Source organism: uncultured Thalassospira sp., from assembly GCF_963976115.1.
Taxonomy (GTDB): domain Bacteria; phylum Pseudomonadota; class Alphaproteobacteria; order Rhodospirillales; family Thalassospiraceae; genus Thalassospira.
Map to the genome: position 1 here is coordinate 38,215 of NZ_CAXBJJ010000013.1, position 23,731 is coordinate 61,945.

The window sequence follows — 23,731 nt, forward strand, 5'->3', positions numbered from 1 at the left end:
TAGCTGTTAACGTCCCACGACTTTTAAAATGCTGCAAGTGCCGATCTGCGTGCGCAACGCAATACCGCTTATAATCCCCCTCACCCTGTCCTTAAACTATGACCTTTGACATTGTAACCTGGCGGATCACATCGCAAAATGTTTCCCGTGAAACAATTTGCCAAAATCCAGACATAAAAAAACGGGGCCCAAACCAGACCCCGTTTTAATTCATTCTGATCAACAGGCCGGATATTCCAGCCCCACCGGTTTACCCGTTCATTGAATCGAAGAAATCGTCGTTATTCTTGGTCGATTTAAGTTTACCAAGCAGGAATTCCATCGCGTCCTGCGGACCCATCGGGTTGAGGATACGGCGCAGAACCCACATTTTGGACAATTCGCTTTTGCCAACCAGCAATTCTTCCTTACGGGTACCCGATTTAAGGATATCAATCGCCGGGAAGATACGTTTATCCGCCAGTTTGCGATCGAGAATAAGTTCGGAGTTCCCCGTACCTTTAAACTCTTCAAAGATGACTTCATCCATGCGCGAGCCGGTATCGATCAGGGCGGTTGCAATAATCGTCAGCGATCCACCTTCTTCGATGTTACGCGCAGCACCAAAGAAACGTTTTGGCCGTTGCAAGGCATTTGCATCGACACCACCGGTCAAAACCTTGCCTGAGCTAGGCACAACGGTGTTGTATGCACGCGCCAGACGGGTAATCGAATCGAGCAGGATGACAACATCATGCTTGTGCTCAACCAGGCGCTTGGCCTTTTCCAGGACCATTTCGGTCACCTGAACGTGGCGCTGTGCCGGTTCGTCAAAGGTCGAGCTGATCACTTCGCCTTTTACCGACCGGTCCATGTCGGTCACTTCTTCCGGGCGTTCGTCAATCAGAAGAACGATCAGATAGGCTTCCGGATGGTTTTCCTCGATCGCGTGGGCAATATTTTGCAGCATCACGGTTTTACCGGTGCGCGGCGGTGCCACGATCAGGGCACGCTGACCTTTACCCAACGGCGACACAAGTTCGATCACCCGGTTGGTGATGTCCCTGTTATTGCCGTCCTGATCGACATTACGCTCCATTTTCAGGGGCTGATCAGGGTAAAGCGGGGTCAGATTATCAAAATTGATGCGATGACGGACTTTTTCCGGCGCATCAAAATTGACCTTGTCGACTTTCAGCAGGGCAAAATAACGCTCGCCCTCTTTCGGGGACCGGATCTGCCCTTCCACCGTGTCACCGGTGCGCAGAGCAAACCGGCGAACCTGACTTGGTGAGACATAAATATCATCCGGTCCGGCCAGATAATTGGCTTCCGGGCTCCGCAAAAAGCCAAAACCATCAGGCAATACTTCCAGAACGCCCTCGCCATAAATGGCATGGTCGTTTTCTGCAAGCTGCTTGAGAATGGCAAACATCAGCTCCTGCTTACGCAAGGTGCTGGCATTTTCGATTTCGAGCTCTTCCGAAAGGGCAAGAAGCTCGGTCGGAGATTTAAGTTTCAGGTCCTGGAGATGCATATGTGCGTATGATGATCTGTGATTGCCGGGGATAAGGGCGAATGGGTCAGGAGGGGCGATTTTTGAGTGCAGTTTCCTGTGACGTATTAAAAAATACGCCGTTGAGAGACCGAAAATAAACCGCTGATTGCGTAAGGTAGGAATGTTTCGTGCAAGAATACTGAAACACGAGAAACTGATAACGCCGATTCAACGATTAGTCAAACCGGTTTGAGCAAAACACCCGTTGTCAATGTGATTGAGGTCACATTGACGGACTTTTTCAACCGCGTTCCTGCATAATTCGCAAAATACGCGTCACTTGATCCTGATTTAATCCCGCAATGCGTTCGACCCGCAAATTGGCAAGTTCGGTCGCTACGGGTTCACGACCAGGACTATCAACTGTCACCTTGGGAAAGGGCCCCTTGCCCTGTCCCAATATCAGATTTCCGATCGATTGCGAAAGGATCAAACAACTTTGTCCTCAGCTACAGATTTAAGAAATCCCTCAATCTCGGTGCGCAGGTCAGTCGAGACACCTGTCACACTTTCACATGCCCGCATAAGGTTCTTTACCGCAAGATCAGCCTGTTCGGTTGCGGCACTGACATCGGCGATATTGCGCGAGACCTCACCTGTGCCGCTCGCAGCGCGTTCAACATTGCAAGCAATTTCAGATGTGGCAGCCTGTTGTTCATTGACCGCAGCCGACAGCGAAGCAGAGGTGGTATCAAGTTCTTCAATCCGTGATCCGATACGGTGAAAAGCGCTGATAGCGTCTTCGGTTGCAGCTTGCAAACTGCTGATATGACCAGTGATTTCGCCAGTAGCCTTTGACGTCTGACTAGCAAGATTTTTAACCTCGCCAGCAACCACCGCAAAACCCTTGCCGGCCTCGCCCGCACGAGCAGCCTCAATCGTTGCATTCAGCGCCAGCAAATTGGTCTGATTGGCAATATCTCCAATTAGGCCGATGACTTCGCCAATTCTATTAGCCGCTTCCCTGAGCGTATTGGCAATGCCATCGGCATCACGCGCATCCTTGGCTGCCTCGGACGTCGCGCTGGAAGCAGCTTCAATCTGGCGAGAGATTTCAAGGATCGAATTCGCAAGTTCCTCGGTCGCAGCGGAGACCGCCGAAACGTTGCTTGAGGCTTCTTCAGCGTTGCTGGCAACCATAACAGCCCGGTCACGAGTTTGAGAAACGGCGTTGTTCATTTCGATTGATGTAGCGCGCAAATCATTACTTGCCTGCCCAACCGCACCAAGCAGGCTATCAACGTTGGTGTGGAAAGCACCGGTCAGGCTTTCAATTCGTGCGGCATGAGCGTGTCGCGCGGCCTGTTCAGCTTCACGTTGACGAACCATGTCGCGGTTTTCTTCAAGATTTACGCGAAAGAATTCGACCGAACGCGCCATATCGCCAACTTCATCGCCCCGATCCTGGCCGGTAACTTTCTGGCTAAGGTTACCGGCAGTAAGAGCAGTCATGCATTCTATCATATCCCGGATTGGAATTGTAACGCTGCGCCCCACAGCAAATACCAACCCGCAGGCAAGCGCGACGACCAGAAAAAGACCAGCCAGTGTCGCATAAAAAAAGGTTTGCGCGATGGCAAGCTTATCATCCGCACGTAGCACGAGCTGGCTCGCAATATGATATTCTACTGTCTTGTAAAGATTAATCTTCCGAGTAATAGTGGCAAACCAGTCGGAGCCGGAAATGCCATTTGTCGTAGCTGTCACCGGATAATCCAGGGCAACAGCACGCAAATCGGCTACCTTTGCAACCGCCGGATCATCCATCGTCTTATTATAAAAACTGCTCAGTTCGGGATTGGCGAATTCCTTGAACACCGACAGATAACCATTTTGTAAGGTAATCAATTCAACAAAGTGGCGATACAAGGTCGATTCGAATTTCCCCATGCCAAAGCCGACCGCACCGGTTGCACGTTCCAGCCCCGCACGTTCCTTAGCCTGCATGAAATTATTATAGGCAGCAATAAAACGCAGAATTTCAGGGTCATTGCTAAGCTGCCCGGCAGCATTGACAGTTGCCAGCATGCTCGTGATGATCCCAGAGTAAAAGCGAACGGCATCAGGCACCTGAAGATCAAGACCATCAACTGCACTTCGTGTTTTGGGAATCTGATCTATCAGCCGGGAAAAGGCCGTAATTTTTGATCTAAATTCAGAATCGTAACGGTCCATGTCGAAATCAGAAAGGGCATCATGCAAGGCGTCGATTTTCTGATCCGAAAGATTACGCTGCTCTTTGAGCTGGAGGCCGAATTCTTGCCCACGCGAGCCGATAAAACCAGCCGACGCACCGCGTTCTTTTTGCAATTCATGAACCGTCTCTCCGATTTCACCAGCCAACGAAGCCAGCCCGCGAATTTTACTCAGTTCGTTCATTTCCTGGTAACGCGCACCAATCACAAACAACGACAATACCAACAGGGCGATTACTGGCGGCACCAGTGAAATGGCAAGTTTCGATCCGATACGAATGTCGCTAAACATCTTATTTCCCCAGAACGAAAATAATATTGATTATAAATCAGACAGCGAAAATCGCTGCCGCCCGGCAAGGCAAGCCGGTTCCGATAGCCTTTATATAATTATTAAAATTCTATGTATTTGATCTAACACCATAAAGCGGTGTGAAATAAATATTATGATGCAAAATTATCAATCAAGCAGACATGAACCTATTTTTGTGTTTAGACCCGATTACGATTTATCATTGCCGGAACGCGATTATTCTGGATATTCGCGAATGATATTGAGCATACGAGTAAGTTGATCATCACTTAACCCGGCAATGCGTTCGGCCAACAGATTGGCCAATTCGGTGGCTTCCGGATCAAGCCCTGCGGTATCAACAGTAACTTTTGGATGAGAAAGCTGGGCAAGACGTTTGATTTCGTCCACCTCGTCCCATGCCAGGTTAAAATAACCGCAAATCTGCTGCACAAGACCGGGGCTTGGCCGCCCCCGGTGCCCATGCTCCAATGCCGAAAGATAGGCAGGCGACAATTGCAGGGCATTTGCCATTTCGGTCAGGGTTACATTCTGGCGCGTTCGCAATTCGCGAATACGATTGCCAAAAGGTGTCACACGCGTCTCCGTTTCAACAAAACATAAAAGGCACCGGCCCCGCCATGCCCGATCTGCGCCTGGCTTACTGCCAATATATGCGGGCGCAAACGCGGTGCACTTAACCATTGTGGCAAACGCTGCCGCAAAAGGCCGGTGCGGCCATATTCATCTGCGCGGCTGCCTTTGCCAGTAATGACCAGAACGCAACGCTTGTCACTGCGCCACGCCATCTCAATAAAAGAATTCAGGGCGTGGTGGGCCACTTCCTGGGTCATGCCATGCAAATCGATCCGGCCTTCAATCGCCATGCGGCCTTTTTTAAATTTATCGGCGGTCGATTTATCAATCCCGGCGGTTTTGCCGGTTTGTAATTCTTCCAGACCCTTGGCCTTGGCACCGGGTTTACGGTCGGCATCGCGGGCAGATGGCAAATTACGCGCCAGACGGGCCGCCTCGGAGCGGGCAATTTCATCGCCCAGCGATGCCGTTGGCGGCAAGGCCGTTTCACCCCCCGATATGGGGGCATCTCTGCCAAGCCCATCCTCAAACGCCTGGGCATCTTCATCACGCCAACCTTTACGACGCGCGCGCAAAGGCACGACATCCTGCGTGAAAGCCTGCCAAAGGGCTTTCTCCGAGTCTGTCACAGCGCGGCGCTTTCGGTGGTTTTTTCGATCTGTCATTGGCTAACATATAGCCGCATTGATTTAAAAATGCACCGCCGGGAAACAGGTAAATCATGCGAAATTTACCAAAAATCCGATCAAAACAGCCCACATCCAATAAAAAACCGGAGGCGCAAGGCCCCCGGCCCTTAAAATCTGGCACCGGCCTGGATAAATACCGGCATCAGACACGAACAGGCAAAGATCCGTTAAACCGGCTTGTCAACCGCCTTTTCCGCCGTAACATTCCCGGCATCATCAACCAGAATAATATGCAGACGGCGCGGGCCATGCGCCCCCAGCTGCAAGGTCTGTTCAATATCGCCCGTCCGCGAGGGGCCGGTCACCCACAAAAACGTGCGGGGCATGGTGCCCCGGCCCTGGCTTTGCCGTTGCAACCCCCACACGTCTTCATAGGTGCCAACAATCTGGCTGGCACGGATAACCACAATATGGGTGTCAGGCAGCATATTAAGCGTATAGGGCTGCTCCGGGCCGGATCGCAGCATCAGACTGCCGGTTTCGGCCACACCGGCAAATGCCGGCGTCACACTGACCAGATCCTGCGGCCTGGCAATGCCCGTTGATATTTCCAGCGTCGTTTTATTCCAATCCAGCCCGGCAATAAACGAATCCGATGCCAGGCGCACCACCGCAGGCTGATTATGCTCGGCAAGATAGCGCGATACTTCGCCAACAATGGCATCGTTATTGTCAATCCGGCGAACACTGGCATTCACGTCTTCGGCCATTTTGACAAACAGGTTTACCTGCTGATCATGGGGGATTTGTGCCCGGGCGGGAATAACATTGCGCGGCGGATTGCCAAGCCGGGCAACAATTTCGGCCGGGGCATCCTGCGGGCCGGAATCCCGGCCCAGATTTTTACGAATACGCCCCAAAATCGCATTTCGCGACGGGGATGACGACGAGGATGACTGGGTCATTTTAACGCTCCGGGATCAGGCTTTTTTCGCGGCTTGCTGTTCCGCCCAAAGCTGTTTGAATGTTTTACCCTGCGGGGCGGGCAAATCGCGAATATCAGTCCAGCCACGGGCCAGCGGCAATTTATGAATGGCCCGCTTGCGCCCGCCGATTGATTTTAGAACCCTGGCGGCAAAACCGGTGGCAAACTGATACAGTTTTGGTCGGCTGGCCATCCAGGCCCAGGCCTGAATCCCGAACCGCATCGATTGCGGACCCAGATGTTTTTCAAATTCGCGTTCGCGCCAATGGCGCATCATTTTCGGCAAAGGAATGCGCATCGGGCACACTTCTTCGCATTTGCCACAAAAGGTCGATGCATTGGGCAAATGCCCGGCTTCTTCCACCCCGATCAGCGACGGTGTTAAAACCGACCCCATCGGCCCCGGATACACCCAGCCATAGGCATGACCGCCCACCGCCCCGTAAACCGGGCAATGGTTCATACAGGCGGCACAGCGAATACAGCGCAACATGTCCTGAAATTCAGTGCCCAACATGTTGGACCGGCCATTGTCAAGCAAAATCACATGATATTCTTCTGGCCCGTCAAGGTCTTCACTCCGGCGGGGACCGGTTGAAAATGTGGTATAAGATGACATTTCCTGCCCGGTGGCCGACCGTGCGAGAACCCGCAAAATTGTCGAAGCATCTTCAAGGGTTGGCACCACCTTTTCCAGGCTGGCAATCGCGATATGCACCTTCGAAAGGGTCTGGGTTAAATCGCCATTTCCCTCATTAGTGACAATCACCGAGGTGCCGGTTTCCGCGATCAGAAAATTGGCCCCGGTTATGCCAATATCGGCGGCAAAAAAATGCTCGCGCATGACTTCGCGGGCTTCATCAAGCAATTCGCGCGGTTCATCAAGCGGGCGGTTAATATCGCGCCCTTTATGGGTCTGGCGAAAGCTCTCGGCGACCTGTTCTTTATGAACATGAATGGCCGGGGCAATAATATGGCTGGGCGGTTCATGGCGCAGCTGAATGATATATTCACCAAGATCGGTTTCAACGACCTTCAAATCCTGCTTTTCCAAAAAGGCATTCAGGCCGATTTCCTCGGAAATCATCGACTTGCCCTTAAGAACCGATTTGGCATCCTTATCCTGGCAAATTTTCAAAACCGTTTGCCGGGCTTCCTCGGCATCGGCACACCAATGCACATGGCCGCCATTGGCAATAACATTGGCTTCAAACGCCGTTAAATAATGGTCGAGATTGGCCAGGGTATGGTTTTTAATATCGCGCGCTGCATCACGTAATTGCTCAAACTCCGGCATTTGGGCAATGGCGGCAGTCCGTTTATCCTTAAATCCGGTTTTCAAACGGCCAAGGGCGCGCTGCAAACTGGCATCGTTTAAGGCATCATGGGCGTTTTGTTTGAAATTGGGCGATGTCGAATGTTCCATGACTTACCCCTTTTCCGATCCGGCAATGCCCGGGGCCGCCATTGTCATATCGGCCAAAACCTCGGCCACATGGCGAACTTCGATATCCGACCCTTCACGGCGCAGCTTGCCAGCCATATTCATCAAACAGCCCATATCCCCGGCCAGCAGCATATCGGCACCGCTGTTTTTAATATCGGTGGTTTTGTCGCCCACCATTTTCCCCGAAATTTCAGGATATTTGACGCAAAAAGTACCACCAAAACCACAACAGGTTTCGGCTTCCTGCAATTCATTAATCGACAGTCCCTTGACGGAACGCAGCAATTTACGCGGCTGGTCCTTAACCTTTAATTCGCGCAGGCCCGAACAGCTGTCATGATAAGTGATGCTGCCATCAAAGGCGGCGGCAACCCCTTCGAGTTTCATAACATCGGTCAAAAACGATACCAGTTCCCAGGTTTTTTCCGCCAGCGCCTTTACCGGTTCGCCCAGTTCAGGGTCATTGGCAAACAGTTCGGGAAAATGCCTGATCATCATACCCGCACATGAACCACTCGGTGCAACCACATAATCATGGTCGGCAAACATCGCGATCAGGGGCTTTGCCACCTTGCGCGCCGATGCCAGATCACCGGCATTAAAAGCAGGCTGGCCACAACAAACCTGTTCCATCGGCACATCAACAACACAACCGGCTTCCTCAAGCAGCTTGACCGCCGAAAAACCGACCGTTGGGCGAAACATATCAACCAGACAGGTCACAAACAGACCAACCCGTGGTTTGGACGTGGACGACGGCGCGAAAGACATCCTGGTTCCCTCTCTGATAGGCGCTGGCAGACATGGATTTGCGGGATATGTCTGCTCTTTTGCCAAAAATATCTAACTGGTATTACCAATTTTAAAAACCATGGTCCAGTATTTGATGATTGAGGGGACCGATATCTTTAACGACCCCAAACAATCGCCGCACGATATTGATTGATTTCACCCATCCCCTTGACGGCAGAGCAAGGCGATGGGATCAATTTTCAAGAGTTATCTGTATATAGATATCAGCAAATAATCCTGTTTTGGGATTATCCATCAATTCATATCGACACAGCCAACATTATGGTTTGCCGGGTCATGTAATGACGAAATAAAATCGCTCTCCGGGTCGGCATTCAGGCTAAAATCACGGCGCAACTCTAAAAACTGCCCGTCGCGATACAGCTCTTCCAGGCTGGTTTGCAATTTTGCCACATCGCTTTGCGGGCTATCCTTGCTCAGCGCAAAATAAAGATAACACACCCGGTAACTGGCAAGGCGGCCAACATCTTTAACACCGTCTCTGACATCATTATTGCTGACAGCTGCGCCTAATGGTGCAGCCCCCATGGCGACAACATCTAACCGGTCACTTAGCAACATCGCCAAAAGCTGATCATCGTGTTGAACAGCAACGATATTTTTTGCACCGCGTAATTTGAGATAATCCTCGCGGGCCGATCCCATCGCCACACCGATACGGGCAGATGCAAAAATATCGCCCAGTTTCCGACCTGCCCAACCGGCATTTTTTATGCCATATAAATTCCACACCGTCCGGCTAATGGGGCCAACCCATTTTAACTGATCTTCACGGGCCGCCGTTCGGGTGGTGGGATAAAGAACATGCCGGGGACCATACAGGGTTTCCTGATAGGCACGTTTCCAGGGTTGTTGAACCTGCTCTGTAAACCGTAATCCGGCCTTTTTAAAAAGTAACCGCGTCAACGCGTCAAAAAACAGCTGTTCGGGTCGGCCTTCTTCACCATTTTTCGGGTAACTTTGATGCAATATATAAGGTGTGGTGGCTGATACCGGCGGTGTTCCGGCCCTGGCCCTGTCGCCGATCCCAAATGCACCAAGAACAAGACCACAACACATCCATTTTGTCAGACAGAACAACGGTCCTTTTTTCTGCCCCATCAACGCCACCCCGACTGATGTTTATTCTTTTAACCAGAGCGCATCTGTAATTTTTTCAGAAATATAGGCCTGATGCGCGGCAATTTCTTCGGGTTTTGCCACATGAGGACGTGGTGCCCGAAACGGTTTGGATGATTGCCCTGCCCGCACAGCCTGGTCTTTGTCAGACTGCGCCTGCGCATTGGGATCAAGGATCAACCCGTGCTGGCGCCCACCTAACAATTCCAGATAAACCAGTGCCAACAAATCCGAGTCAAGCAAGGCGCCGTGCAAGGTACGATTGGAATTGTCGATCTTGAAGCGACGGCACAACGCATCAAGGCTGACCGGCGAGCCGGGAAATTTTTTGCGCGCCATTTGTACTGTATCAATCGCGCGGTCTTTGGCGATCAACGGTTTGTTTAACCATCCCAGCTCTGCATTCAGAAACTTCATATCGAATGCGGCATTGTGAATGATCAATTTTGAATCATCGCCGATAAATTTAATAAAATCATCGACCACTTCGGCAAAAACCGGTTGCTTTGCCAAAAATTCATCGCCCAACCCATGCACATCAAAGGCTTCCTTGGGCATACTGCGCTGCGGATTGATATATTGGTGATAGTGCTCGCCCGTCGCCATATGATTGATCAGTTCGATACAACCAATTTCAACCAGCCGATGATCGGCATAAGGGTCAAGGCCAGTGGTTTCTGTATCGAGAACGATTTCGCGCATTTCAGATCCGTTTATTCCGATTGTTCAATTGTTTGATAATGGACTGAATCGCCCTGAATGTCACCGCACGACCCAGCCCGGTGGGAATAATAAAATCCGCCCGGCGGCGTTTTTCAAAGTCAGGCAGCTGTTTTTGCAAAATCCCGGCAAATTTCTGTTCGCTCATGCCCGCACGCCGCAATACACGCTGGCGCTGGATAAAGGCCGGGGCAGATACCACCGCAACATAATCACATTGTTTGTCACCACCGGTTTCAAACAATAATGGTACATCAAGCACCACAACACGGTATTTTGCCCGTCGGCAATTACGGATAAAGTCATCGCGCTTCGCCCGGATAAGCGGATGCAAAATACCTTCCAGCCGGGCCAGCGCCACCCTGTCACCAAAAACCTGTTCACCTAACAATTGCCGGTCAATTTTACCCTTCACAATCACATCGGGAAAGACGGTAGCAATATCGTCAAACGCCGCCCCACCCGGTGCTGTCAGGGAATGGGCATCGGCATCGGCATCATAAACCGGCACCCCAAGATAACGAAACATGCCCGCCGCCGTCGATTTCCCCATTCCGATAGATCCGGTAAGGCCAAGAATATCCATTTTGGAAATAACCTTTATCCTTAAACCGGCGAAAGAACAAATTCACGCAACGCAGATGTCACAACAGGATCAATACCAAACCATTTATGAAAACCCGGCCTTGCCTGATGCAGCAACATGCCCAAGCCATCCACCACCTGGTTTCCCCGTGCTTCGGCCTGAAGCAGAAAATCGGTTTTAAGCGGCGCATAGACAATATCGGTGACGATGGTGTTTTGCGCCATCCCGGCCAAATCAATTTCCAGCGCCGGTTGGCCGATCATGCCCAAACTGGTGGTATTCACCAGCAGTGAGGCATCACAAAGATCAGCATCGCCAATTGGCCCGTTAACCACCGTAATGCGGTCATCGCCAATTTCATCGGCAAGGTCGTGTGCGCGCTTGGCTGTGCGATTGATCAGGCGTATTTGCGGGCAATTTTCGTCTAACAACGCAACAATCACCGCCCGCGATGCACCACCGGCCCCCAAAATAACGGCCGGGCCTGATGAAAAATCAATATCGGGCACAGATTGGCGCAAATTTTCGATAAAACCAAATCCATCGGTATTATCGCCCAGAATTTTACCATCTGCCGAAAATGTAACGGTATTTACCGCCCCGATGCGTTTTGCCCGGTCGCTTAATTCGTCACAAACGGCAAAAACAGCCTGTTTGAACGGAATGGTTACATTAACCCCGGCAAATCCCAGATCGCGCAAGGCACGCACCGATGCTGCGAAATTTTCGGGTGCCACAGGCAGGGGCATATAACTGCCATCCACCCCGTATTTCGCCAGCCAATAGCCCTGTAACCGCGGGGATTTTGAATGGGAAACAGGCCAGCCCATCACACCGGCCAATCGCGATGTCCCGGACAATGTATGAATAGCAACCAGATTGCTCATAAATCAATTTCCGCTGTTTTTGGCAAATTCAGGTAATCAGATATATCTAACTACGCTTTTAATACCCCGTGATCGCGTAAAAAGCCGATCAGGGGCAAAAGCGGCATCCCCAGAACGGTGAAATAATCACCTTTAACCTCGGTAAACAATTGCGCGCCCAATCCTTCAAGCTGATATCCGCCAACGCAGTGGAAAATGTCTTCTCCTGCCTGGTCAAGATACCATTCCAGCCATTCATCGCTAAAATTGCGCATGGTTAAATGGGCTGTATCAATTTTGCCCCAAATCCGCGATCCTTCCTTATAGACAACCGCCGCCGATACCAACTGGTGGCGCTTGCCCCGCAAGGCCCGCAATTGCGCCCGTGTCTGATCACGATCCACCGGTTTGTCAAACCATACACCATTGCATTCCAGCATTTGGTCGGCAGCAATCACGATGGCTTCGGGACGTTGGCGATACATGCGCAAGGCCTTCATTTCCGCCAGGGTTTCGGCAGCTTCCATCGCCGATGCCCCTTCAGATTTCATCGCCTGTTTATATCCGTCTTCATCAATCATCGAGGCAACGGCTTCGCATTCAATACCGGCATTTTGCAACATTTGCTGCCGGGCCTTGCTGCTTGATGCCAAAATAAGACGGTTCATTCTTTTTCCTCCCGGCGATCATTCAATGTTGCCATGATCATTGCTGCTGTTTCTTCAATCGATCTGCGGGTGACGTTGATAATTTTCCAGTTGCGTTCGGTAAAATACCGCCGCGCCTGAAAAACCTCGGCCCGAACCGCAACCGGGTCAACATAATCGCCCCCCTCGCCCCGTTCTATCTGACGTAAACGATTTTTACGAATAGATACCAGCTGATCGACATCTTTGATCAATCCAATCACCAGCGGATTTTTTAACTGATCAAGTTCCGGGGGTAACGGGCAGCTTGGCACAAACGGAATATTCGCCGCCTTAATGCCGCGATTGGCCAGATAAACCGATGTCGGCGTTTTTGACGTCCGCGATACCCCGACAATCACCACATCAGCCTCTTCCAAATCCCAGGTCGCCTGTCCATCATCATGGCTAAGGGCATAATCAATCGCTTCGATGCGATTAAAATAATCCTCGTCCATTTTATGAAGGGCACCAATGCGCCCCCGTGATTGCTGGCCCAGATAGCCCGCCATCATGGTGATGGTGGTATCAAGCACATGACTGTGCGGAACCTGCATGCGTCGGCACCCTTCTTCCAGCTTGCGGCGAATTTCACTGTTAAAAACTGTATAAAGAACAATTCCCGGATGGCGTTCAATATCGGCAAGGACACGTGCCAGCTGGGCATCGGTTCTGATCAGCGGCCAGACATGTTCATGGGCATGAACGTCGGGAAACTGCGCAACACAGGCTCTTGCAACCCCGTCTACCGTTTCACCTGTGGAATCAGAAACAAGGTGCAGATGAAAAATACTGGTTTGGTCGCTCATATCTGCTCCGTTGGAAATGCCTGTTTTTTACGCACTTAAAAATCGCTTTTTTCAAATCAGGAGTCGCGCCTGTGGATAAATGTGCATAACGGGTGCGACTCCGGCAAAATTCATCAGACGAATTTTATCCTCAACCCTTTACAATTTTCCTCAAACTACTTGTCCCGCTATGGATAACCGGAAAATTTTTTTCCTGATAGCAGGGATAACGAGCACAGAACCAGTTTAATCCCCGTTATCCCCATTATGCAAAATCGTCTTTTCCCAAGGCAGACTCTGAGAGTCGTTCGGAGTCGTCCCCAGTTTTCCCCAAGATCGATTGCGACGGATCAAATTATCCGAGTCGCAATGTGGATAAGATGTGCACCAAATTTAATCCCGGTTATCCACAGGCATCCACTAACAAACAACATCCTTTTTTATTTAAAGTGGTTTTGTTAGAGAGACGGTGGAAAAAACGCATGGATAGGCCACGACCCATTTTGGGCACCGTGGACCGGGGATCGAAAAACAGGAACTGGACAGATATATGCCTCATCAAAAAAAACTGTTTCTGCGTGCGTTAGCCGGTGAAACCCTGCCAACGCCACCGATCTGGCTTATGCGTCAGGCTGGTCGCTATTTACCCGAATATCGGGCAACCCGTACCAAAGCAGGTTCATTCCTCGATCTTTGCTATAACCCCGATCTTGCCTGCGAAGTTACCCTGCAACCTTTGCGCCGCTATGACTTTGATGCTGCCATTTTGTTTTCCGACATTCTGGTCATCCCACAAGCGCTGGGGCAGCATTTAGCATTCAAGCAGGGGGAAGGCCCCCAATTGGACCCCATACGTGATCAGGCTGGCCTTACACGCCTGAATATCGATAATATTCACGATGTGCTGGGGCCAATTTACGAAACGGTTGCCAAACTGTCTTCTGCCATTCCCGATCATACCACACTTATCGGTTTTGCCGGTGCCCCCTGGACGGTTGCGACCTATATGGTCGAAGGCAAAGGCAGCAAGGATTTTGCCAATATTCGCCGGTTTGCCTATGGCGACCCCGAAGGCTTTTCAACATTGATCGACATTCTGGTCGAAGCAACCAGCCAATATCTGCTGGCCCAGATCAAGGCCGGGGCTGAAACCATTCAGCTGTTTGAAACCTGGGGCGGGGTTTTGTCTGAAAACGGTTTTCATCGCTGGGTGATAGAACCAACCCGCAAAATCGTTCAAAACATCAAGGCTGAATACCCGGATATGCCGATTATTGGCTTTCCAAGGGGAGCCGGTTTGCATTTACTGGATTTTAAAAATCTGACCGGTGTCGATGCGGTGGGGCTTGATAGTGGCGTTCCCCTTAAATGGGTGGCAGAAAATCTGCAAAAACTGGGTCCGGTTCAGGGCAATCTTGATCCGATGTATCTGATTACCGGTGGTGATGAAATGCTGGCTGAAACGCGCCGGATTTTAACCACGCTGGGCAATGGTCCGTTTATTTTCAATCTTGGTCACGGGATTACGCCGGAAACACCGCCGGAAAATGTCGGAAAGCTGGTTGATTTCATTCGCAAGGGTGAATGATTTCTTTCATCTATGAAATCCATTGGAAAAATCAATTCGTAATGAAGGTTAACTTCATTGCTTTTAGGGTTTTCCCCCGTCATCCTTAACCACAGGGACGGGACGGATTTTGTGATTTACGACTCAGATGTGTTTTCCGGTTTTCTGGAATGCCAAAAGGATTTTTCGATGTCCGATCAAGTTAAAAAGAAACGTGCCATCATCTTGTTCAACCTTGGCGGTCCTGATGGTCCCGATGCTGTAAAACCGTTTTTATTCAATCTTTTTAATGATCCGGCCATTATCAGCCTGCCGAATCCGTTTCGGTATTTGCTGGCAAAACTGATTTCATCGCGCCGGGCACCGGTTGCCCAGGAAATTTATGCGCATCTTGGTGGCAAATCTCCTTTGCTGGAATTGACCCAGGATCAGGCCAATGCTCTGCAAACCACCCTGAATGACAGTGACAATGGTTTTGAAAACCGCTGTTTCATTGCCATGCGGTACTGGAAACCCTTTGCCGATGAAACAGCAAAACAGGTTAAATCCTGGGGTGCTGATGAAATGATTTTGCTGCCGCTTTACCCGCAATTTTCAACCACGACCAGCGGGTCATCGGTCAGGGACTGGAAAGAAGCCTGTTGTAAAATCGGTTTAACCACGCCAATGAAAACGGCCTGCTGTTACCCCACCAATCCTGGCTTCATCGATGCAACAGCCGATATGGTGAAGGAAGGGTATCAACGCGCCCAGGATCAGAATAAAGGAGCCCCGCGCCTTTTGTTTTCTGCTCATGGTGTGCCCAAGGCGGTTATTACCAAACGCCAGGACCCTTACCAGTCACAAATTGAAAAATCGGCCCAGGCCGTTGTCGATAAAATGGCCATTCCCGGGTTAGACTGGATAGTCTGTTATCAAAGTAAGGTTGGGCCGATGGAATGGATCGGACCATCAACCGAAGACGAAATTAAACGAGCTGGCAAGGATGGCGTGCCTTTGGTGATTGTTCCGATCGCCTTTGTAACCGAACATTCCGAAACACTGGTCGAACTTGATATTGAATATCGTGAAATTGCCGACCATTTGAAAATTCCGGTTTATGAACGGGTGCGAACTGTGTGTTCACATTCAAAATTCATTGCCGGTCTCGCAAATGTGATTGAAGAAACCCAGAGAGAACTCGACCAAAACGGTATTGATAACGATAGTGCTCAAACCCGTGGCTGGTGGTGTCCCGATGATCACGTTTGTGCAACGGCCCTGCAACCGGGTTCTGCGCGCTGATCAGCCTGCTTTTTAAAAATCACAACCGAGAGATCGATGGATTTATATAGCATTGTCAAATCCCTGCACGTCATCAGCGTTATTGCCTGGATGGCGGGTCTGCTGTATCTGCCCCGGCTTTACGTTTATCATTGCGATGTAACGCCAGGTTCCGAGGCAGACGAGAAATTCAAGGTCATGGAACGGCGCCTGCTGCGCGCCATTATGAACCCGGCAATGATCGCAACCTGGATTTTTGGCGGCTATCTGATCAGCGCCAGCGGTGCCATGATGGAAGGCTGGTTTCATGTGAAACTTCTGTGTGTGGTTCTGATGACCATTGCCCATATGATGCTGGCAAAATATCGTCGGGGCTTTGCCGAAGGTGCCAATACCAAATCAGCAAAATTTTATCGGGTTTTCAACGAAGTCCCGACAATCCTCATGATCATCATTGTTTTCATGGTGATCGGAAAGCCGTTTTGATCTTGTAATGCCAGTTCCTGATCAGAATAACTTATCGAGAACCGGTTTTACGCATGATGCCACAGCGTGGCCTGTGAAGCGATTGCCAAGGACTTAACAAGGCCCTCATTCGGCTTTTGATATTATCTTTAATATTATCCAAAATACAAAAAAACCCCGCCATTTTGGCGGGGTTTTTAGATATTAGGTTATCCATCTGATTTTAAAATCAGATAAACTTGTATGATCAGGCGTTTCCAGCCGGAGTGCTTTCAGCAGTCTGAGCATATTTTTTGCGGAACAGATCGGCAAAATCGATCGGGTGCATCATCAAGGGCGGGAAGCCGCCATCGGCTGTCAGATCGGCAACGATCTTGCGGGCATAGGGGAATAACAGGCGCGGCACTTCGATCAACAGAACCGGCAAACGATGTTCATCAGGAACATTTAGCGTTACAACGGCACCATATTGCAGATCGACGACGAAGGCGACTTTGTCGGCAATTTCGGCTTTAACGTCAATTTTCAGAACAACTTCGTGCAAACGCTGGTCTTCGGTGGTCCGGGCCTGGACATCAACATCAATGTTGATTTTCGGCTGTTGTTGCAGGGCAACGCTTTCCGGCGCATTCGGATTTTCGAAGGACAAATCCTTGATATATTGGGCATGAATGGTGATCGGATTGCCAGCTTGCTGTTGCGCTGCTTCCGTGCCTTCTGCACCGGTCGTATTTTCAGCCATTAAAAGATAACTCCCTAAGATCTTGGAATTTGGTCAGGAAAAAGCCGTTCAGTCCGGATAAAACCAGGTGCCGGTGGCCGAAAATTTTTCCGATTGGGCACACTGAAATTTTGAATGAAGGCGGCTTTTTTCTGACACCGTGCGGTTCGGTTCCCGGGTTTTGATACCACGAAAATAACGCCTGATGGCCTAGCATGGATGGAACAGGCGGGCAAGATCAAGGCAACGGCCATATCATTTTTACCCAGGATTTGCAGGGATAAGGCGGGTTTTTCCAGCCTGCATGGTGTTGTTTGATTTTATATTTGTCTGCTTGTGACTGTTTTGCACCAAAAAGCCGGGCGAAATATCCCCGGCTTTTGACAGGTGTAAGCGGTTTTGGATGGATTTTTCAAACAAGATGGCGTCGATTGACCTATCGGCGCGGCGGCAGATTGCGGTTGTTGTCGTCATTGGTATTGCTATCCGCATCGGTATCAGGATGACGATCCGTCGTGTTTTTTTGGTGATCAAGATCTTCATAATCACCATCGATGACAGGGCCGCGACCAGAACCACGAGACGCACCTTTGCTGCCATTGCCTGGCCCACCGAACGGATCATTTTGGTGATAGCTTTGTCTTGCACTGCGTGCGCCAAAAGACATGCGCATTTTTCCCGATTTCATCATTTTCAGGATCAATCCGGCGCCAACAACGCGGCGCAGTGGTGGAATTAACAGCAAAAAGCCCATTGTATCGGTCACAAAACCGGGGGTCAGCAACAAAACCCCGGCAACCAGGATGCAAACCCCATCAAACATCGGTCCGATGGGCATTTTACCCTGATCAAGTTCCTGTTGGGCACGGGCCAGGGTTTTTAACCCCTGGGAACGCATCAGCGATGTGCCCAGAATTGCGGTTAAAACAACAATTGCGATGGTCGGCCACAGACCAATCAATTCCCCCGCCTGAATAAAGACGGCGATTTCGATGATCGGCATTACGACAAAAATGCCAAAAAGAATAAAGCCCATAATTGCTCCGTCTGGCGCTGGCTATTTGTAAATAAACAGAATTGGCCGAAAGGCGAATTTCTGCGTCAAATGATATTAAGCTGGTGCGATACCGACATAACTGGACGAAAATACGGCAGCGTGCCAGCGACACAGCCCGGTTTTAACATGTTTGGACGCGTCCTGGTGAAGTTGATCACATTTTTCTGTGTTCGATAGTTGCCCTTGCATTCAGATAAGGTCATACCATTTCACGAACATAGGCTGTATGGTGGCGGTTGCCGTCCGTCGACACCCCAAAACAAGAGTCCGGAATTGCAATATTTTGATATTATTCTTTTTGCGTTGATCGCCGTCTTTCTGATTTTGCGCCTGCGGAGTGTGCTGGGCCGCAAAACCGGCAATGAAAAACAGGGGCCAACCGATGTTTTCGGCCGGCGTACCCATGACGATATGTCCGGTCCTGGTCAGAAAGAAGTGGCTGCTTCGTCTGGTGATGACAATGTTTATCGCCTGCCCGATTCCGGCCGCTCAAATGAAACTGCAAATCCGGTATCCAAACCGGCCTTGACGCAGATCCAGCTTGCCGACAAATCTTTCAGCCAGCAGGATTTCCTTAACGGGGCCCGCATGGCGTTTGAAATGATCGTCGAAAGTTTTGCCAAGGGCGACAAGGACACGCTGAAATCATTGCTCTCGACCGAGGTTTATAAAAACTTCGCCACAGCGATTGATGATCGTGCCTCGCGTGATGAACATGAAGAAACCACCCTGGTTGGCATTAAAACTGCCGAAATTCATGATGCCACGGTGGAAGGACGGACCGCCTATATCACGATTAAATTTGTGTCCGAGGAAGTTTCAATTGTGCGCAACAAGGCGGGCGATGTGATTTCGGGGGATCCAAACAACGTGATCGAGGCCGAAGATTTGTGGACATTTGCCCGCAATCTGGAAAGTTCGGATCCGAACTGGCAGCTTGTTGCTACCGAAATACCGGATGATGCAAGCTGATATCGCATTATGCGGTGACAAGATTATATAAAGGCGGTTTCCCGGCAGGTGAAACCGCCTTTTTTGGGGGCCGGTTTAAAGGAAACATGCTTTACCTCGTGCTTCTGGTTTTTTAACCGTTTTAACCGACACTGTGATCTTTGCGCCTGTGTGCTTTCAGGCAGGTTTTGGTCCCGGTTTGGTAAATGGCGGCTTTTTTGACGAAAAAACGAATTCCCCTGCTGTTTGGTGCGTTTCTGGTTTTGGTTGCAATTATGGTTGCAGGCAGTGCAACCTGGTTTTTCTGGCCTAAAATTGCCGCTTATATTACCCCGCCAGAAAAGCCGGACCATTTAACCCTGTCCCCTGCCCGTTTTAGCGACCTTGACGGCTGGCAGACAGATAATATGCAGCCTGCCCTGGTTGCGTTTCAACGCTCTTGTGCGCGGATATTAAAACGGGCTGACGACAAGGATATCGGGCCTGACCCCCGGGTGGGAACGGTTGCCCAATGGCGGCCTGCCTGTGAAATGGCATTGGCGATTGATGCGAACACCATTCGCAGCGAAGATTTGCGTATTTTTTTCCAAACCGCGTTTTTGCCCTGGCGTGCGGGCAACAATAATGACCCGGTAGGGTTGTTTACCGGGTATTACGAACCTGAATTACGCGGCAGCCTGACCCGCCATGACCAATTTCAAATACCGTTATATCTAAAACCCGATGACATGGTTGACATCGATCTTGGTGCCTTTCGCGATGCCCTGAAAGGTCAGACGGTTGTTGGGCGCGTTACCGGCAAAAAAGTGGTGCCCTATTACAATCGCAGTGAAATTGAGGCAGGTGCCCTGGCAAACCGTGACCTTGAACTGGTTTGGGTGGATGATGCGGTTGACGCGTTCTTTCTGCAAATTCAGGGGTCTGGTCGGGTTGTTCTGGATGATGGCAGTATTTTGAAGGTGGGATATTCCGGCACCAATGGCCAAGCCTATTTTGCCATCGGCCGCGAATTGATCAAACGTGGTGCATTAACCCCCAAAACGGTTTCGCTGCAAACCATTCGCCAATGGTTGCAAGATCATCCCGATCAGGCCGACGACGTGATGAACCTTAATGCGTCCTATGTGTTTTTTCGCCATTTGCCGGGCGACCCGGATGCCGGGCCGATTGGCGCGCAGGGCGTGCCGCTTGAAACCGAACGTTCATTGGCGGTGGACCGGCGTTTTCATGCCATGGGCGTGCCGATCTGGCTTGAAACCCGCGATGCAATGAATGCAGATCGTAAATTTCATCAGCTTATGATCGCGCAGGATACCGGCGGGGCCATTCGCGGGCCGGTGCGCGGCGATGTCTTTTTTGGGCCGGGTGAAAAGGCTGCCTTGCATGCCGGGCATATGAACCGGCAGGGTCAAACCTACCTGTTGTTACCTCGCAGCATTGTGATTGATAAAACTTTAACAACCCAGCCCGATCAAACGCGCGATACTTCTTTAAAATAGAACTCTCAAAATACGATAATCAAAACAGCCATCAGGGACCAATGCGATGATCCGTCATATTGTTTTGGTACAGGTGCCCTACCATGCTGACCGGACTGAAACCGAGGCGGTGTTTCTTGGCATGCAAGAAATTGCAGCAAGTATTAAAGGTATGCTGGGTTTTGCCGGAGGCCGTAACCTTGATAAAGACGGTCTCCATCAGGGCTTCACCCATGCTTTCACCATCGACTTTACAGGTATTGATGCCCGGGATGATTATGTCGCCAATCTGGAGCATAACCAGATTGGTCATCGCCTGGCGAAACTGGCCCAAGGCGGGTTGGGCGGCATCATGGTGATGAATATCGATATTGATGAGATATCAGCACCAGGACCCAAAAATAAAAAACTGCGGAAACTTCAGGCCTTTTGGGGCTGAAACAGGCTTAATATAAAATAAGTTTATTTAAAAATATCTAATTCAGGTTTTGTTGTTAATCGTATTTATAAAAACAGGCAGGAAACAAATCCTGCCCGCTTCTATTTTGATATTTTCAATGCCAATGGCCTGGTCGGTTTTATTGGGCGGCAACAGTATTGTTATTTGCAGTATCGCTTTGGCAAGCGCGTGCTTTGCGCAACCGCTGGCTTTCCGATTTAAGCTGGCCGCAGGCTGCCAGAATATCGCGGCCGCGCGGCCAGCGAATTGGTGCTTCATAGCCACATTCATTCAAGGTATTGGCAAATTTTTTGATACCAGCCGTCGGTGTGCATTCATAATCCGAGCCTGGCCATTTGTTAAACGGGATCAGGTTGAACTTGCAATTCACCCCTTGCACCAGCTTGGCCAGGGCACGGGCATGTTCGGGCTGGTCATTGACACCTTTTAACATCACATATTCCATTGTGATGGGCCGCGAATTGGACATGCCGGGATAGTGGCGGCACGCATTCATCAATTCTTTTAACGGATATTTTTTATTGATCGGCATGATTTCGTTGCGCAGATCATCGTCCGGGGCGTGTAGCGAAATGGCCAGGCCAACGCCCAGTTCTTCACCGGCACGGACAATTTCAGGCACCACACCCGATGTCGACAGGGTAATGCGGCGACGCGAAATCGAAATGCCTTCGCCGTCCATGGCAATACGCAGGGCATCGCGCACATTTTCATAGTTAAATAACGGCTCGCCCATGCCCATCATGACAATGTTGGACAGGCGGCGGATTCCATTGGCCGGGGTCGGCCATTCGCCGTAGCTGTCGCGTGCGACCATGAACTGGCTGATGATTTCGCCTGGTGTCAGGTTGCGCACCAAAAGCTGGGTGCCGGTATGGCAAAACTTGCAGGTCAGCGTGCAGCCCACCTGGGATGACACACACACAGCACCGCGGTCTTCGTGCCGGTCGGGGATATAAACGGCTTCGGCTTCGTTACCATCACCAAAGCGCATCAGCCATTTGTGGGTGTCGTCTGAACTTTTTTGATCGGCGGTCAAAACCGGGCGGCCAATGATGTAATCCTGGCTAAGCCGTTCGCGCAGTTTGACCGAAATATTGGTCATGCCGTCAATGCTGGTGACACCCCGGTTATACATCCAGTTCCACAGCTGTTTGACGCGGAATTTGCTTTCGCCCATGCCGGAAAGAACTTCGGTCAGTTCCTCGCGCGACATGCCGATCAAATCCTTGCGGCCATCCGCTGTCAGTCCGCCTTTGGCACGGGCGACAAAATCAGACAGGCCGGGCTGGGGCGCCTGGGATACCTGGGCCGGTTTTTCATTGAGGATACCGGAATTTTCCGCACCAACGTTTGCCACCTGATCAGCATTTTGCTGCAAAGGGGTCATATCGCTTTTAGATGCGTGTAAGACATCGCTATCGGTCATTCCGGTCTCTCTCTTGTCTGGCAAGGGGTGTTTGGTGTGTTTTGGCACTGGCAAATGCGGGGTATGAACGCCAGCAGCCATAACATATTCAGTCCACGCGTCATATGGTCATGACATTATATACGGCAAATACTGCCGGAATTGTCATGTTTTGGCCGGGCCTGAAAACAGGGTTGGGCCGCTTGGGTCGGTTACGCTATGTCAGTTCTTGTTAAAAAACCAATCGCCCCGCATATAGCGGAGCGACGGTTAATGATAAACGATAAAATTCACATTGCAGCCATCGGATGGAAACAGGGACAGGCCGCTATTTCCGGTCGGGGAGAGAAACTGCAAGGTCTGTATCAGGCTTTAATTGACGGGTTTGATGCCGCAAGCCTTTGAAATTGCGTTATAGGCATCGGTAAAACCGGAAAGGGAATAGGTATCTGTGGTTTTCGTGTCGCGGGATGAATAACCAACAACCGACATTTTGATGCCAGCTTTCATTGCCTTAACCAGTTTGCGGTCTTCTTCGCTGTTCACGGCCCAGGCTGAATCGTCATAGGTAAACAGTTTAAAACGATTCGAATCGACCCGAACATCGACGTCACTGTTTTTCTTGTAGGTATAGCCGGTGATAAAGCTGACCTCGTTAAACAGTTTCAGCGCGGGGCGATGGGTCACCATCACATAAATTTTGCCGCGCTTGTTGTAGTCACCTTTGGCCGAGGTCGGCTGGCTGCCCATATAACAAACTTTTTTGCCTTTTTCGGTATAGGTATAGGCTTCCCACTTGCTATAGACGTCGATCAATTCCGGGGAATTTTGCGCAAAGGCCGAACTGCTGCCGGTCACCGACACCATCATGGCAATTGCGCCGAGAAGAGTGCTTTTGACGAGACGATGTACTGCTTTTTCCATGGTATCCGCGTAACTAATCTGTGGTTATCAGGATTTTGGTGCCGGCATTTTGGGCCGACAGGCATACATTGCGATCAAAACAGGGCATTAAACCGTAAAAACCGGTTTTAGACACTTCCATTTTCATCACGCTATAAACCGAAGAAATCATTACCGACCAATGTGGCGGGCAAAGGT

Annotated in this window: 24 protein-coding genes; 6 read left to right on the plus strand and 18 right to left on the minus strand. The window is 50.4% G+C overall.

Annotated features, from left to right (window positions below; genetic code table 11):
• Positions 1-250: 250 nt before the first annotated feature.
• From rho to AAC086_RS17085, 14 genes are all read right to left on the minus strand, one after another.
• Entirely contained in the window at positions 251-1,516 is a 1,266-nt protein-coding gene (rho, locus tag AAC086_RS17020) for a transcription termination factor Rho (RefSeq protein ID WP_339780471.1), read from the minus strand.
• A 262-nt stretch (positions 1,517-1,778) separates the two neighbouring features.
• Complete coding sequence (locus tag AAC086_RS17025) at positions 1,779-1,907, minus strand: hypothetical protein (RefSeq protein ID WP_339780473.1); 129 nt, start codon at positions 1,905-1,907, stop codon at positions 1,779-1,781.
• A 59-nt stretch (positions 1,908-1,966) separates the two neighbouring features.
• Positions 1,967-4,024, minus strand: a complete 2,058-nt coding sequence (locus AAC086_RS17030) for a nitrate- and nitrite sensing domain-containing protein (RefSeq protein WP_339780475.1) — start codon at positions 4,022-4,024, stop codon at positions 1,967-1,969.
• A gap of 237 nt (positions 4,025-4,261) precedes the next feature.
• On the minus strand, positions 4,262-4,621 hold the full coding sequence (locus tag AAC086_RS17035; RefSeq protein WP_339780477.1) for a helix-turn-helix domain-containing protein: 360 nt from the start codon (positions 4,619-4,621) through the stop codon (positions 4,262-4,264).
• Positions 4,618-5,250: a Smr/MutS family protein gene (locus AAC086_RS17040; RefSeq protein WP_339780479.1), complete on the minus strand. Its 633-nt coding sequence runs from the start codon at positions 5,248-5,250 to the stop codon at positions 4,618-4,620. The genes AAC086_RS17035 and AAC086_RS17040 overlap by 4 nt, the downstream gene beginning before the upstream one ends.
• A gap of 227 nt (positions 5,251-5,477) precedes the next feature.
• Positions 5,478-6,215: an LUD domain-containing protein gene (locus AAC086_RS17045; protein WP_339780480.1), complete on the minus strand. Its 738-nt coding sequence runs from the start codon at positions 6,213-6,215 to the stop codon at positions 5,478-5,480.
• A gap of 15 nt (positions 6,216-6,230) precedes the next feature.
• Positions 6,231-7,661 carry a LutB/LldF family L-lactate oxidation iron-sulfur protein gene (locus AAC086_RS17050; protein WP_339780481.1) on the minus strand — a complete coding sequence of 477 codons (1,431 nt, stop codon included), beginning with the start codon at positions 7,659-7,661 and terminating at the stop codon, positions 6,231-6,233.
• A 3-nt stretch (positions 7,662-7,664) separates the two neighbouring features.
• The gene (locus AAC086_RS17055) at positions 7,665-8,453 is read right to left on the minus strand and encodes a (Fe-S)-binding protein (protein ID WP_339780482.1); all 789 of its coding nucleotides are present in this window, start codon (positions 8,451-8,453) and stop codon (positions 7,665-7,667) included.
• Between the two features lie 276 nt (positions 8,454-8,729).
• Positions 8,730-9,596, minus strand: a complete 867-nt coding sequence (locus AAC086_RS17060; RefSeq protein ID WP_339780484.1) for a transporter substrate-binding domain-containing protein — start codon at positions 9,594-9,596, stop codon at positions 8,730-8,732.
• A gap of 21 nt (positions 9,597-9,617) precedes the next feature.
• Positions 9,618-10,316: a DNA polymerase III subunit epsilon gene (gene dnaQ, locus AAC086_RS17065; RefSeq protein WP_339780486.1), complete on the minus strand. Its 699-nt coding sequence runs from the start codon at positions 10,314-10,316 to the stop codon at positions 9,618-9,620.
• Position 10,317: 1 nt separating this feature from the next.
• Positions 10,318-10,920, minus strand: a complete 603-nt coding sequence (gene coaE, locus AAC086_RS17070; RefSeq protein ID WP_339780488.1) for a dephospho-CoA kinase — start codon at positions 10,918-10,920, stop codon at positions 10,318-10,320.
• Positions 10,921-10,940: 20 nt separating this feature from the next.
• Positions 10,941-11,807: a shikimate dehydrogenase gene (locus AAC086_RS17075; protein ID WP_339780490.1), complete on the minus strand. Its 867-nt coding sequence runs from the start codon at positions 11,805-11,807 to the stop codon at positions 10,941-10,943.
• A gap of 50 nt (positions 11,808-11,857) precedes the next feature.
• On the minus strand, positions 11,858-12,454 hold the full coding sequence (locus AAC086_RS17080; RefSeq protein ID WP_339780492.1) for a nucleoside triphosphate pyrophosphatase: 597 nt from the start codon (positions 12,452-12,454) through the stop codon (positions 11,858-11,860).
• Positions 12,451-13,281 carry a pyruvate, water dikinase regulatory protein gene (locus tag AAC086_RS17085; protein ID WP_339780494.1) on the minus strand — a complete coding sequence of 277 codons (831 nt, stop codon included), beginning with the start codon at positions 13,279-13,281 and terminating at the stop codon, positions 12,451-12,453. Before AAC086_RS17085 ends, AAC086_RS17080 begins: the two co-directional genes overlap by 4 nt.
• Positions 13,282-13,810: 529 nt before the next feature.
• Between AAC086_RS17085 and hemE the strand changes: the two genes are divergently transcribed.
• The 3 genes from hemE to hemJ all read left to right on the plus strand — a co-directional run bounded on the left by hemE (position 13,811) and on the right by hemJ (position 16,576).
• Positions 13,811-14,848 carry a uroporphyrinogen decarboxylase gene (gene hemE / locus AAC086_RS17090; RefSeq protein WP_339780496.1) on the plus strand — a complete coding sequence of 346 codons (1,038 nt, stop codon included), beginning with the start codon at positions 13,811-13,813 and terminating at the stop codon, positions 14,846-14,848.
• A 168-nt stretch (positions 14,849-15,016) separates the two neighbouring features.
• Positions 15,017-16,111 carry a ferrochelatase gene (gene hemH, locus AAC086_RS17095; protein WP_339780498.1) on the plus strand — a complete coding sequence of 365 codons (1,095 nt, stop codon included), beginning with the start codon at positions 15,017-15,019 and terminating at the stop codon, positions 16,109-16,111.
• Positions 16,112-16,147: 36 nt separating this feature from the next.
• Positions 16,148-16,576 carry a protoporphyrinogen oxidase HemJ gene (gene hemJ, locus AAC086_RS17100; protein ID WP_339780500.1) on the plus strand — a complete coding sequence of 143 codons (429 nt, stop codon included), beginning with the start codon at positions 16,148-16,150 and terminating at the stop codon, positions 16,574-16,576.
• 226 nt (positions 16,577-16,802) lie between these two features.
• Here hemJ and secB read toward each other — a convergent pair whose 3' ends face one another.
• Entirely contained in the window at positions 16,803-17,297 is a 495-nt protein-coding gene (gene secB, locus AAC086_RS17105; protein WP_339780502.1) for a protein-export chaperone SecB, read from the minus strand.
• 415 nt (positions 17,298-17,712) lie between these two features.
• The gene (locus AAC086_RS17110) at positions 17,713-18,312 is read right to left on the minus strand and encodes an FxsA family protein (RefSeq protein WP_339780504.1); all 600 of its coding nucleotides are present in this window, start codon (positions 18,310-18,312) and stop codon (positions 17,713-17,715) included.
• 294 nt (positions 18,313-18,606) lie between these two features.
• Here AAC086_RS17110 and AAC086_RS17115 point away from each other — a divergent pair, with 294 nt between their 5' ends.
• The 3 genes from AAC086_RS17115 (at position 18,607) to AAC086_RS17125 (ending at position 21,201) form a co-directional block, all read left to right on the plus strand.
• Complete coding sequence (locus AAC086_RS17115) at positions 18,607-19,305, plus strand: Tim44/TimA family putative adaptor protein (protein ID WP_339780506.1); 699 nt, start codon at positions 18,607-18,609, stop codon at positions 19,303-19,305.
• 197 nt (positions 19,306-19,502) lie between these two features.
• Positions 19,503-20,783, plus strand: a complete 1,281-nt coding sequence (locus AAC086_RS17120) for a murein transglycosylase A (protein WP_339780508.1) — start codon at positions 19,503-19,505, stop codon at positions 20,781-20,783.
• A 46-nt stretch (positions 20,784-20,829) separates the two neighbouring features.
• Positions 20,830-21,201 carry a Dabb family protein gene (locus AAC086_RS17125; protein WP_339780510.1) on the plus strand — a complete coding sequence of 124 codons (372 nt, stop codon included), beginning with the start codon at positions 20,830-20,832 and terminating at the stop codon, positions 21,199-21,201.
• Between the two features lie 139 nt (positions 21,202-21,340).
• Here AAC086_RS17125 and rlmN read toward each other — a convergent pair whose 3' ends face one another.
• Together rlmN and AAC086_RS17135 are read right to left on the minus strand one after the other, a co-directional pair.
• Positions 21,341-22,651, minus strand: coding sequence for a 23S rRNA (adenine(2503)-C(2))-methyltransferase RlmN (gene rlmN / locus AAC086_RS17130; RefSeq protein WP_339780512.1), 1,311 nt, complete (start codon positions 22,649-22,651; stop codon positions 21,341-21,343).
• A gap of 351 nt (positions 22,652-23,002) precedes the next feature.
• Entirely contained in the window at positions 23,003-23,554 is a 552-nt protein-coding gene (locus AAC086_RS17135; RefSeq protein WP_339780514.1) for an invasion associated locus B family protein, read from the minus strand.
• Between the last annotated feature and the right edge of the window lie 177 nt (positions 23,555-23,731).

Excerpts from the sequence above, each read along its gene's own strand:
- AAC086_RS17055 (WP_339780482.1), bottom strand. The coding sequence starts at position 8,453 with ATGTCTTTCGCGCCGTCGTCCACGTCCAAACCACGGGTTGGTCTGTTT.
- AAC086_RS17110 (WP_339780504.1), bottom strand. The coding sequence starts at position 18,312 with ATGGGCTTTATTCTTTTTGGCATTTTTGTCGTAATGCCGATCATCGAA.
- AAC086_RS17030 (WP_339780475.1), bottom strand. The coding sequence starts at position 4,024 with ATGTTTAGCGACATTCGTATCGGATCGAAACTTGCCATTTCACTGGTG.
- rho (WP_339780471.1), bottom strand. The coding sequence starts at position 1,516 with ATGCATCTCCAGGACCTGAAACTTAAATCTCCGACCGAGCTTCTTGCC.
- AAC086_RS17085 (WP_339780494.1), bottom strand. The coding sequence starts at position 13,281 with ATGAGCGACCAAACCAGTATTTTTCATCTGCACCTTGTTTCTGATTCC.
- AAC086_RS17060 (WP_339780484.1), bottom strand. The coding sequence starts at position 9,596 with ATGGGGCAGAAAAAAGGACCGTTGTTCTGTCTGACAAAATGGATGTGT.
- AAC086_RS17135 (WP_339780514.1), bottom strand. The coding sequence starts at position 23,554 with ATGGAAAAAGCAGTACATCGTCTCGTCAAAAGCACTCTTCTCGGCGCA.
- secB (WP_339780502.1), bottom strand. The coding sequence starts at position 17,297 with ATGGCTGAAAATACGACCGGTGCAGAAGGCACGGAAGCAGCGCAACAG.
- AAC086_RS17045 (WP_339780480.1), bottom strand. The coding sequence starts at position 6,215 with ATGACCCAGTCATCCTCGTCGTCATCCCCGTCGCGAAATGCGATTTTG.
- hemE (WP_339780496.1), top strand. The coding sequence starts at position 13,811 with ATGCCTCATCAAAAAAAACTGTTTCTGCGTGCGTTAGCCGGTGAAACC.
- AAC086_RS17050 (WP_339780481.1), bottom strand. The coding sequence starts at position 7,661 with ATGGAACATTCGACATCGCCCAATTTCAAACAAAACGCCCATGATGCC.
- hemJ (WP_339780500.1), top strand. The coding sequence starts at position 16,148 with ATGGATTTATATAGCATTGTCAAATCCCTGCACGTCATCAGCGTTATT.
- hemH (WP_339780498.1), top strand. The coding sequence starts at position 15,017 with ATGTCCGATCAAGTTAAAAAGAAACGTGCCATCATCTTGTTCAACCTT.
- AAC086_RS17125 (WP_339780510.1), top strand. The coding sequence starts at position 20,830 with ATGATCCGTCATATTGTTTTGGTACAGGTGCCCTACCATGCTGACCGG.
- AAC086_RS17075 (WP_339780490.1), bottom strand. The coding sequence starts at position 11,807 with ATGAGCAATCTGGTTGCTATTCATACATTGTCCGGGACATCGCGATTG.
- rlmN (WP_339780512.1), bottom strand. The coding sequence starts at position 22,651 with ATGACCGATAGCGATGTCTTACACGCATCTAAAAGCGATATGACCCCT.
- dnaQ (WP_339780486.1), bottom strand. The coding sequence starts at position 10,316 with ATGCGCGAAATCGTTCTCGATACAGAAACCACTGGCCTTGACCCTTAT.
- coaE (WP_339780488.1), bottom strand. The coding sequence starts at position 10,920 with ATGGATATTCTTGGCCTTACCGGATCTATCGGAATGGGGAAATCGACG.
- AAC086_RS17080 (WP_339780492.1), bottom strand. The coding sequence starts at position 12,454 with ATGAACCGTCTTATTTTGGCATCAAGCAGCAAGGCCCGGCAGCAAATG.